Raw genomic sequence first — 9,728 nt, forward strand, 5'->3', positions numbered from 1 at the left:
GAGCGCCTTCTTCATGTAGCGCAGGTAGGCGCCGCCGTGGCGCGCCTCGTCGCGTGCGAGCGTCTCGTAGATGTGCTTGATCACCGGCTCGGTGTGCCATTCGGCGGCGCGGCGGTACCAGTGGTTGAGGCGGATCTCGCCGCAGAAATGCAGCATCAGCGTTTCGAGCGGCGGCGCCGGGTCGAATTCGAAGCGCACTGCGTCGAGCTCGGCTTCGGTGGGCACCATCTCCGGCTTGAAGCGGCGCAGATATTCCATGAGAACGAGCGAATGCTTCTGCTCTTCAAAGAACCACACACTGATGAACGCAGAGAAGTCGCTGTCGTTGTGGTTGTCGCGCAGGAACATTTCCGTGGCGGGCAACGCGGACCATTCGGTGATCGCGTTCATCTTGATGGTCTTGGCTTGTTCGTCGGTCAAGAGCGCCGAGTCGAACTTGTCCCAGGGAATGTCTTTCTCCATGTCCCAACGAACCGATTCGAGCGATTTGTACAGTTCTGGATAAAGCATCGTGTTCATAGTCCACCCCTGGATTGCAACATAGTGCGACGATTCTGTCTGTTGTAACTGTAGCTAGCCCGCGCGGTCATCCGCGCCGCCAGCAGCGAAGCTTTCAATTTTACGCGGGAATCAGGCGCCCAGATGCAAAAGCGGTAAAGAAGCGCCTGTCGCGTCCATCTGCGACGATTTGCCCGTTGCCGTTCCGCCGCATTGGGCGGTAAGCAATGTCTACCGTGGGTGAGGAGCGAACCCTGTGCCTGAGGTAAGTACGAAGCGCGAGCTGTATGGAGCTCGAGTGAAACTATTTAGGATGCTCTTAAAAGCCGTCCAGATGCATCCAGCACAGCCGCCTGAGCATGCCTTCCGGTTATGACAGGCGCAAGACGCATACCGTTCCCTCTGATGCGTCGGTGTGAACCCGCATACACCGCCAGCAGTCCTTTGATGCGACTACAGAAACACGGCAAACAGCCGTGCCGATCATAGCATGGCGTTCTGACGCCACTCGGCGACGGCCTCTTCAATCGGCGCAAGCCCGTTCACAGTGAGAATGCCGTCTGGCAACTTGCGTCGCAACGCAGGACTGCTCCCGCCAACCCAGATTGCGACTTTCGCCGGCAGCGCCTGGCGCAGATCCGTGAGTCCGTTCACCACGGACTGCACCGGAACGGACGCTGAGAATGACAGCGCGAGGACATCGACCTCGTGCGCGGGGATTGCATCGATGATGTCTTGCGGTGGTGTTTGTACGCCCAGCGCAATGCATTCGCACCCGGCGAGCGCGAACATGGCCTCGGCCATCAGGATGCCCAGGCCATGACCCTCGCCGGGCAGCGTCGTGAGCAACACGCGCGGATGCGCGCCGCGGCCACGCAACGCTTCGGACAATGGACGCATGAGCGAGCGCAGCGTGACCTGCATTGCTTCGCTGAAAAGATGCTCATGATAGACCTGCAACGTCCCGGCGGCCCATGCGTTGCCGATGCGCGCCGACAGCGGCGCCGCCACGTCCAGCACGAAATGCGCAAGGCCCTCCCGCGTGGCGCGCTTGAGCAGCTCGAAACGAAAGTCGTCGTATCGGCCGGAGCGCAGCAGCTCCACCATCTTGTCCAGTTCCACATCCGGCGCGTCCTGCCCCACGCCCGAATCTTCGGCGAGCTGCTGCAACAGCGCGATGGATTGGGGCAATACCTTGCTCGGCCGATGACCCGCATCGAGCAAACGCTTGACGAGCCTCAGCTTGGTCACCTGCTCCTGCGGATACAGCCGCTCGCCGCCCGTTGAGCGCAGTGGTTGCGGAAAGCCGTAACGCCGCTCCCAGACACGCAAGGTGTCCTTGGTCAGTCCGATCTCGTGCGCGATCGCACCAATGCCGATACCTACGCCAACGCCGTCCAACTGCGTCGCCATGGCTTCTCCATCGCCGGCGTTGAGGCTGCCATTTTTGAGGGGCAGATTACTTTCCGATGTATTTGTCATGGACAAAATTGCGACCTAAAAATTGTGACGACTGCAGCGAAATCGCCTTAGACCTAATATATATGGACATTCTCAACGATTGGCAACATGATTGATCATAGACGAGTTTTGTGTTTTGTAGTGGACAAACCGTTGCCAGGGCATGGACATTAATTGCCTGGCCTTGCATCCAGCGCAGTGGATATTGCGTAAATCACCTTGACCGTCGAGGAGCGACGCGGGACGTTTCACGGCGCAAAAAGACGCCGGAAACAGACAACAAGACAAAGACACACGGAGCAACGTCATGAAGGTTGCGGTAATCGGAGCGGGGATTTCGGGGTTGTCGTGCGCATACCGGCTGGCAAAGTCCCAGGCGGGTATCGACGTCACCCTGTTTGAAGCCAACGGGTATTTCGGCGGCCATACGAACACGGTGGACGTAACGCTGGACGGCGTGACGCATGGGGTGGACACGGGCTTCCTGGTGTTCAACCACCGCACCTATCCGAATCTCGTGAAGCTGTTCCAGGAACTCGACGTCCCGACGACCGCAACCGACATGTCGTTCTCCGTCGCGGTAACGGATAAACATCTGGAATGGGCCGGCAGCGACCTGAACACAGTCTTTACGCAGCGCCGCAACCTGCTGCGCCCCGCATTCCTGCGCATGCTCGCCGATATCCTGCGCTTCAACCGCACGACGACCGCCATGGCGCTCGCCGGCAAGGACGTTGAACTCGCCGAGCCGGTAAGCCGCTTTATCGAACGTGAGAAGTATTCGGCTGCGTTTCGCGACTGGTATCTGCTGCCGATGATCGGCGCGATCTGGTCATGCTCGACCACGCAGATGATGGCGTTTCCGATCGGCACGCTGATCCGCTTCTGTCATAACCACGGCCTGCTGCAAGTCAACGACCGGCCGCAATGGCACACGGTCAACGGCGGCGCACGGGAATACGTGCGGCGGATGTTGCCCGCCATCGGCGATGCCCATGCCGGGCTGCCAGTGACGTCGGTGAAACGCGGGGCGTTTGGCGTGGAAGTCGAAAGCGCGCGGGGCATCGAACACTTCGATCACGTCGTGCTCGCATGCCACAGCGATCAGGCGCTCGCGCTATTAGCCGACCCATCGAACGATGAAACCGTGACCCTCGGCGCAATCGGCTATGCGCCGAATCGCGCGGTGTTGCATACGGATGCATCGCTGTTGCCGGCCGAGCGCGCGTGGTCGGCGTGGAACTACGAAAGCCGTACCGGCGAACTCGGCGCCGAACCGCAGTTGTGCGTGCATTACCTCATCAACAAGCTGCAGCCGTTGCCGTTCAAAACTCCGGTGATCGTTTCGCTGAATCCGGTTCGTGAGCCGCGTCCCGAAACCGTGCTGCGCGAGTTCGCGTACAGCCATCCCGTGTTCGATCAAGCGGCGGTCCAGGCCCAACGCGTCCTGCCATCCATACAAGGCGCGCGCAACACCTGGCTCGCCGGCGCATGGACGGGTTACGGCTTCCACGAGGACGGCCTGAAATCCGGGTTGGATGCGGCGGCCAGATTGACAGCCATCGCGTTGAATCGCGATGAACCGGCGCTTGCAGCATGAAAGCGCCCGTTTTCAATTCACCTGACCTGCTGCTCGTCGGCCCCGTGCGCCATAAGCGCCTGCGCCCGGCACGCAACGCCTTTGCCTACGGCGTCTACACGTTGCGCCTGCCGCTGCGCGCCCGCGCTGCGCGGCTCGCCCAAGGCACGCTGCAAGACTCGCGCATGTTCGCGTACAACCGCTTCGGTTTGCTGAGCTTTCACGACAGTGACCACGGCGTACCCGGACAAACGGCGCTGCAGTGGATCGAATCGATGCTGCATGACAACGGCATCCAGGATGCCGACGGCGAGATCTACCTCCAGGCTTTCCCGCGCGTGCTCGGCTACGTGTTCAATCCCGTGAGCTTCTGGTTTTGCGAACGTGGAGATGGATCGTTGCGCGCCGTCGTCTGCGAAGTGAACAACACGTTCGGCGAGCGCCATTGCTATTTGCTCGACCCCGGCGGCGGCATTCTGAACGGCACACCGCTCACCGCGCGCAAGGTCTTCCACGTCTCGCCGTTCTGCAAGGTCGAGGGCCGCTACACGTTCCGCTTCATGTTCGCGCCGCCGAAACACGGCAAGCCGATGCGCACGCTCGCGCGCATCGACTATGAAGACGACGATGGCCCTCTTCTGCTGACCAGCATTGCGGGCACAGCCCGTGCGCTTGACTCAGCCAACGTGCTGCGTGTGTTCTTCGGTTATCCGCTGATGACATTTGGCGTCGTCGCGAAAATTCACTGGCAGGCGCTGAAGCTGTTCATCAAACGCGTGCCGTTCCTGAGCAAACCCACTCCGCCGTCCGCGAATGTTTCGCACGAGCGGGCCGAACTGCCGACCAGGTGACTTGCAAATGTCGACTCAGCCCTCCTCTCCTTCATCGCTTCGAAGTCCCGCGGCGTCCTGGTTCATCCGGCCGCTCTTGCGCACGCACCGCGCGTTGTACAAACCGGCAGCTGCGCGCGTGGTGCTCAGGTTGCTGGGCCAGTTGCAATACGGCGTTCTTGATGTACACCTGCCGGACGGCACCACGCGCCGCTACGGCCAGCCCGCCGATGAACCCGCAGCCGCGAACGCACCGCACGCCCGCGTCGTGCTGACGAACTGGAATGTGTGCGCGGCGGCGTTGAAGAGCGGCGATATCGGCTTTGCTGAGACTTACCTCGCAGGCGACTGGCATACGGACGACCTCGCCGCACTGCTCGACATCATGGTGCGCAATCGCACGACCATTGAAGCGGTGATCTACGGCTCGTGGTTCGGCAAGCTGACGAACCGCCTGCGCCATTTGCGCAACGCGAATACGAAGGAAGGCAGCCGGCGCAACATTCACGCGCATTACGACCTCGGCAACGCGTTCTACAAGCTCTGGCTCGACAGCACGATGACCTATTCGAGCGCGCTCTTCGACGGCACGCCCGACCAGACCCTCGCCGATGCACAACGCGCGAAGTACCGGCGCCTGCTGAACGAGTTGCAGCTCGACGGCGTCGATTTGAACGTACTGGAAATTGGCTGCGGCTGGGGTGGTTTCGCCGAACTCGCGGCGAGCGAAGCGAAAGCGCGCGTCACCGGTCTCACGTTGTCCACCGAACAGCTTGCGTACGCGCAGCAGCGCATGACGGACGCGGGTCTCGGCGATCGTTCGGACTTGCGCCTGCAGGACTACCGCGATACCCACGGCCAGTTCGATGCCATTGCGTCCATCGAAATGTTCGAAGCCGTGGGTGAGGAATACTGGCCGAGCTACTTCGAGTGCATCAAGCGCAACCTCAAGCGCGGCGGACGTGCATGCGTGCAGACCATCACCATCGATAACGCCCTGTTCGACCGTTACCGCACGAGCACCGACTTCATCCAGCAATATATTTTTCCGGGCGGCATGCTGCCCTCACCGGCTGTCTTCATGCAGGCTGCCGAACGCCACGGGCTGAAAGTGGTCAATCAGCTCTCGTTTGGCCAGGACTATGCACGCACGCTCAAGCTGTGGCGTAATGCGTTTGTGGCGCGCCTCGACGAAATCCGCGCGCAACGCTTCGACGAACGTTTCATCCGCTTGTGGGACTTTTACCTATGTTATTGCGAGGCCGCGTTCGCGCACTCGAACACCGACGTGATCCAGTTCACGCTGGAACACGCCTGATTCGAAGGTTCATGGCTGCGGCGCTGATGCTGCTGCTCTTGCCGCTGCAGGCGTTCGCCTTCGATGCCGCGCCGCTCGTGCGTCAAACGATTCCGCAAGCGCGCGTTCAGGGCGAGGGCGAACTGCGCATGTACGGCTTTCATATCTACGATGCCAGGCTTTACGTCGGCCCAACAGGTCTGTCGAGCAAGGAACTGACGGCGCGGCCGTTCGCGCTCGACATCGAATATGCGCGGCCATTCAAAGGCGCGTCTATTGCAAAACGGGGCCGCGAAGAGATGGACGACCTGAAACTCGCGAGCAAGTCGCAGACGCGGGAATGGCAGCAGGAACTGGAAAAGATTTTTCCGGACGTACAGCCTGGCGACCATGTTGTCGGCGTGTTCGTGCCCGAGCGCGGCACGACTTTTTATGCGGACGACAAGGTCATCGGCACGATTCCCGGCGATGACTTCGCCCGCGCGTTTTTCTCGATCTGGTTCGATCCGCGGACATCGGCGCCGGGGTTGCGCAATCAGTTGCTGGCGAACGGGGCGGCGCAGTAATCCGCGCTACCTTGCAATCAACGCCGCTTCACAGCGGCTTTTTTTTCGCCGCCGGTTTGGCTGCGGTTGCTTTCTTGGCAGCGGGTTTTCCCGGCGCCTTGGGCGCGGCGGCTTTCGGCGGTTCGACGTCCTCATTCGCCGAATCCGATGCAGCCGGTTGCTGCGCCATCGCGAGCGTCGCCAGGTTGTTGAACTGCGACTGGAGCATGTTCCACCAGCCGGTGGGATCGAATGAAGCGTCGTTCGCGCTGGCTTCGCTCGGCGCTTCCGCTTCCGGCGAGGGCTGTTCTTCCCGCATAGGTGGCGCAGGCCAGGCCCCGGCAGACGCCGACGAAGACGCCGCAGCCGAGTTCTTCGCGCTGTCCACCGACGACTGCGCGAACGCGCCGAATGCTCGCAGCGTCGCGAGCGTCGCGCGCTGCACTTCCAGCGCCTGAATCGCCGATTGCAGCATGTTCAGGTTGAGCTTGAGCCATTGCTCGACGGCGCGCATGTCCTTGATGCGTTTGTCGAGTTCCTCGACGTTCGTGAGCGGAGCAAGCATGTCCGACATCATGGAGAGCGAAGGCGATCCGCTCGACGATACCGCCGCCGCAAACGGATTCATCTTCATCATGTCCCACATTTTTTCCATCATGTCGCCCTGAGGAAAACCGGACATGCCGGGGAAACTTCCGAAGGGCGGCGTACCGCCGGGTGTATCGGTCATCAGACTTGCTCCTTGGTGCTGCGCAATGGATTCAATGATCGCCGATCAAAAAGGCGAGCCGCCCGGAAAATCCGGCGCGCGCTTCTCGCGCAGCGACTTGATGCCTTCCTGCACGTCGGGCCCGGCGAAACCCATGAATTCGAGCGCGAGGGACGTATCGAAGGCGGGACCCGCCGACCTCAGCCAGTTGTTCAACGCATACTTGGTCCAGCGGATGGCCGTTTGCGAGCCTTGAGCCAGACGATTCGCGACTTCGAACGCTTTTGGCAGCAAGTCGCTTTCATCCACTGCCAGCGATACCAGCCCGATCCGCTCCGCCTCTTCGCCGCTCACCGGTTCGCACAACAGCAGGTAATACTTCGCCTTCGCCATGCCGCACAACAACGGCCACACGATCGCCGCGTGATCGCCGGCGGCGACGCCGAGCCGCGTATGACCGTCGATGATGCGCGCCGTTTTCGCGGCAATCGATATATCCGCGAGCAGCCCCGCCACCAGACCCGCGCCGACAGCCGGGCCGTGCATCGCGGAAACGATCGGCTTGCTGCAGTTGATCACGTTGTAGACAAGGTCGCGCGCTTCACGCCAGACACGCGCGCGGACATCGAAATCGGAGGCCATCTGTTCGACCAGATGCAGGTCGCCACCGCCCGAGAAACCCTTCCCTTCGCCGCGAATCAGCGCCACGCGCGTGTCCGGATCACGATCTATATCACGCCAGATATCGGCAAGCTCGCGATGCGTGTTCGCATCGGCCGTCGCGAGTCCGCTCTTGTTTGCGCCCGCGCCGTTCATGATGATTTCGAGCACGCCGTGCTCGTGCCGGCGCAATTCCAGCGACGTGTATTGCGAGTAAAGAGAAAGATCGCTCATGGTTTGACGGATTTGATGATTGGCGTTGAGGTTCTTAGCGCGGTTGATAAACCCACTTGCCGTTCTCGATTTCAGCGATCACGCGCGCCCGTTGGTCAAGCCCGATATGATCGTTCGGCGTCATGTTGACCAGCCCGTTCGTGTCCGCAAAATTCTTCGTGGCTTCCAGCGCGTCGCGCAGCGCGCTTCGGAATTCCGGCGTGCCCGGCGCGCCCGCTTTCATCGCAATCGGCACTGCCCGGTTGAGCAACATGCCCGCGTCCCATGCATACGAACCGAACGCCGATACCGTGCCCGCGCCATACTTCGTCTCATACAGTTTGATGTAGTCGAGCGCGAGCCGTTTGGCCGGATGATCGTCGGGCAACTGCGACGCGACCAGCACCGGGCTTGTAGGCAGGAACGTGCCGTTGCAATCGGCGCCGCATACGCGCAGGAAATCGCGGTTGCCCGTGCCGTGGTTATGATAAATCGGGCCCTTGAAGCCGCGTTCGCGCAAGGTCTTTGGCGGCAGTGCGGCCGGCGTTCCCGCCGCGCCCACGACCACGGCATCGGGCTTCGCCGCGAGGATCTTCAGCACTTGCCCGGTCACGCTCGTGTCCGTGCGGTTGAAGCGCTCGTTGGCGACCATCGTGATCTTGTGAAGCTGGGCGAACTTCGACACTTCCGTGTAGAACGTCTCGCCGAGCGCGTCGGCCTGCCCGATGAACGCCATTGTCTTGACGCCATGGTTGCTGGCATGTTCGGCGATGGCGGACGCCATCATGGCATCGGTTTGCGGCGTCTTGAAGACCCAGTGGCGCTTGGCATCGACGGGCTCGATGATCTTCGATGACGACGCGAGCGAGATCATCGGTGTCTTGCCATCGGCGACGACATCGATCATAGCAAGCGAATTCGGCGTGATCGATGACCCGATGATCGCGTCCACATGATCTTCGGAGATGAGCTTCTTCGTGGTCTGGACGGCTTGCGTGGTGTCCGATGCATCGTCGAGAACGATGTAATCCACCGGACGTCCGCCCATTTCCTTCGGCAGCAACGCGACGGTATCGCGCGCCGGAATGCCGAGCGACGCGGCCGGTCCCGTCAGCGATAAAACCAGCCCAATCTTCACATGCGGCGTCTGCGCCCACGCAGCCGCCGAAACCGTGATCAATGCGCTTGCTGCCGCCAGCCGCCTGAATGCCGCGCCCCATCCCCCGCCTGAATGCATTGAAATCTCCTTGTTATGGACAATGCGGCTAAGTGTAGGGCGGCGCAGCATCCGGGCGCATCGGGCGAAACCCGTTACTGGATGGCGTTTTGCTCGTGCAGGGCAACCACCGACTGATCGATCGCGCCGAAGATCGACTTGCCGGCGTCATCGAACATTTCGATCTTGACGCTGTCGCCGAACTTCATGAACTCGGTCGCGGGCGCGCCGTGCTCGATGGTTTCCAGGCACCGCTTCTCCGCAATGCACGCATAGCCGCGCTTTGCGTCCTTGTTCGAGATCGTGCCCGAACCGACAATCGATCCCGCCCGCACGTTGCGCGTCTTCGCCGCGTGCGCGATCAACTGGCCGAAGTCGAACACCATGTCCGTGCCGCAATCGGGCTGGCCGACTTTCTTGTTGTTCCAGTGAACGATCATCGGTCTGTGGACGCGGCCTTCACTCCAGGCATCGCCGAGTTCGTCGGGCGTGACGGCAACCGGCGAGAACGCGGTCGCGGGTTTGCTCTGGAAGAAACCGAAGCCCTTGCCCAGTTCAGCCGGGATCAGGTTGCGCAACGAGACATCGTTGACGAGCATCAGCAAGCGTACGTGCCTGAGCGCTTCGGCGGGTGTGGTGGTCATCGGAACGTCGGTTGTGATCACGGCGACCTCGGCTTCGAAGTCGATGCCGAAATCGGCGCTGGCGCAGACGATGTCG

10 protein-coding genes are annotated in these 9,728 nt (G+C 61.3%); 4 read left to right on the top strand and 6 right to left on the bottom strand.

Annotated features, from left to right (window positions below; all coding sequences use genetic code 11):
• On the bottom strand, positions 1–519 hold a 519-nt coding region (locus ACFFAR_RS15230; RefSeq protein WP_375508074.1), incomplete at its 3' end, for a ferritin-like domain-containing protein.
• A 462-nt stretch (positions 520–981) separates the two neighbouring features.
• Positions 982–1,911: a cobalamin-dependent protein gene (locus tag ACFFAR_RS15235; protein WP_069638339.1), complete on the bottom strand. Its 930-nt coding sequence runs from the start codon at positions 1,909–1,911 to the stop codon at positions 982–984.
• Positions 1,912–2,266: 355 nt separating this feature from the next.
• Here ACFFAR_RS15235 and ACFFAR_RS15240 point away from each other — a divergent pair, with 355 nt between their 5' ends.
• The 4 genes from ACFFAR_RS15240 to ACFFAR_RS15255 are packed head-to-tail and all read left to right on the top strand — an operon-like array spanning position 2,267 to position 6,231.
• On the top strand, positions 2,267–3,559 hold the full coding sequence (locus ACFFAR_RS15240; protein WP_174362690.1) for an FAD-dependent oxidoreductase: 1,293 nt from the start codon (positions 2,267–2,269) through the stop codon (positions 3,557–3,559).
• Positions 3,556–4,389 carry a DUF1365 family protein gene (locus tag ACFFAR_RS15245; RefSeq protein ID WP_174362689.1) on the top strand — a complete coding sequence of 278 codons (834 nt, stop codon included), beginning with the start codon at positions 3,556–3,558 and terminating at the stop codon, positions 4,387–4,389. The genes ACFFAR_RS15240 and ACFFAR_RS15245 overlap by 4 nt, the downstream gene beginning before the upstream one ends.
• 7 nt (positions 4,390–4,396) lie before the next feature.
• Complete coding sequence (locus tag ACFFAR_RS15250) at positions 4,397–5,686, top strand: cyclopropane-fatty-acyl-phospholipid synthase family protein (RefSeq protein WP_082771352.1); 1,290 nt, start codon at positions 4,397–4,399, stop codon at positions 5,684–5,686.
• A gap of 11 nt (positions 5,687–5,697) precedes the next feature.
• Complete coding sequence (locus ACFFAR_RS15255) at positions 5,698–6,231, top strand: chalcone isomerase family protein (protein WP_174362688.1); 534 nt, start codon at positions 5,698–5,700, stop codon at positions 6,229–6,231.
• A 28-nt stretch (positions 6,232–6,259) separates the two neighbouring features.
• On the opposite strand, the gene ACFFAR_RS15260 is transcribed toward ACFFAR_RS15255, so the two are convergent.
• The 4 genes from ACFFAR_RS15260 to ACFFAR_RS15275 form a co-directional block, all read right to left on the bottom strand.
• Entirely contained in the window at positions 6,260–6,940 is a 681-nt protein-coding gene (locus ACFFAR_RS15260) for a PhaM family polyhydroxyalkanoate granule multifunctional regulatory protein (RefSeq protein WP_174362687.1), read from the bottom strand.
• Between the two features lie 45 nt (positions 6,941–6,985).
• Positions 6,986–7,813, bottom strand: coding sequence for an enoyl-CoA hydratase/isomerase family protein (locus ACFFAR_RS15265; RefSeq protein WP_061998295.1), 828 nt, complete (start codon positions 7,811–7,813; stop codon positions 6,986–6,988).
• 34 nt (positions 7,814–7,847) lie between these two features.
• The gene (locus ACFFAR_RS15270; protein WP_062168793.1) at positions 7,848–9,029 is read right to left on the bottom strand and encodes an ABC transporter substrate-binding protein; all 1,182 of its coding nucleotides are present in this window, start codon (positions 9,027–9,029) and stop codon (positions 7,848–7,850) included.
• A gap of 74 nt (positions 9,030–9,103) precedes the next feature.
• Positions 9,104–9,728, bottom strand: a 625-nt coding sequence (locus tag ACFFAR_RS15275) for a fumarylacetoacetate hydrolase family protein (protein WP_375508075.1), incomplete at its 5' end; no start/stop codon positions are given.

This window comes from uncultured Caballeronia sp., from assembly GCF_964243625.1.
Taxonomy (GTDB): domain Bacteria; phylum Pseudomonadota; class Gammaproteobacteria; order Burkholderiales; family Burkholderiaceae; genus Caballeronia.

Coding starts and splice junctions, on each gene's coding strand:
- ACFFAR_RS15260 (WP_174362687.1), bottom strand. CDS start 6,940: ATGACCGATACACCCGGCGGTACGCCGCCCTTCGGAAGTTTCCCCGGC.
- ACFFAR_RS15265 (WP_061998295.1), bottom strand. CDS start 7,813: ATGAGCGATCTTTCTCTTTACTCGCAATACACGTCGCTGGAATTGCGC.
- ACFFAR_RS15270 (WP_062168793.1), bottom strand. CDS start 9,029: ATGCATTCAGGCGGGGGATGGGGCGCGGCATTCAGGCGGCTGGCGGCA.
- ACFFAR_RS15235 (WP_069638339.1), bottom strand. CDS start 1,911: ATGGCGACGCAGTTGGACGGCGTTGGCGTAGGTATCGGCATTGGTGCG.
- ACFFAR_RS15255 (WP_174362688.1), top strand. CDS start 5,698: ATGGCTGCGGCGCTGATGCTGCTGCTCTTGCCGCTGCAGGCGTTCGCC.
- ACFFAR_RS15250 (WP_082771352.1), top strand. CDS start 4,397: ATGTCGACTCAGCCCTCCTCTCCTTCATCGCTTCGAAGTCCCGCGGCG.
- ACFFAR_RS15245 (WP_174362689.1), top strand. CDS start 3,556: ATGAAAGCGCCCGTTTTCAATTCACCTGACCTGCTGCTCGTCGGCCCC.
- ACFFAR_RS15240 (WP_174362690.1), top strand. CDS start 2,267: ATGAAGGTTGCGGTAATCGGAGCGGGGATTTCGGGGTTGTCGTGCGCA.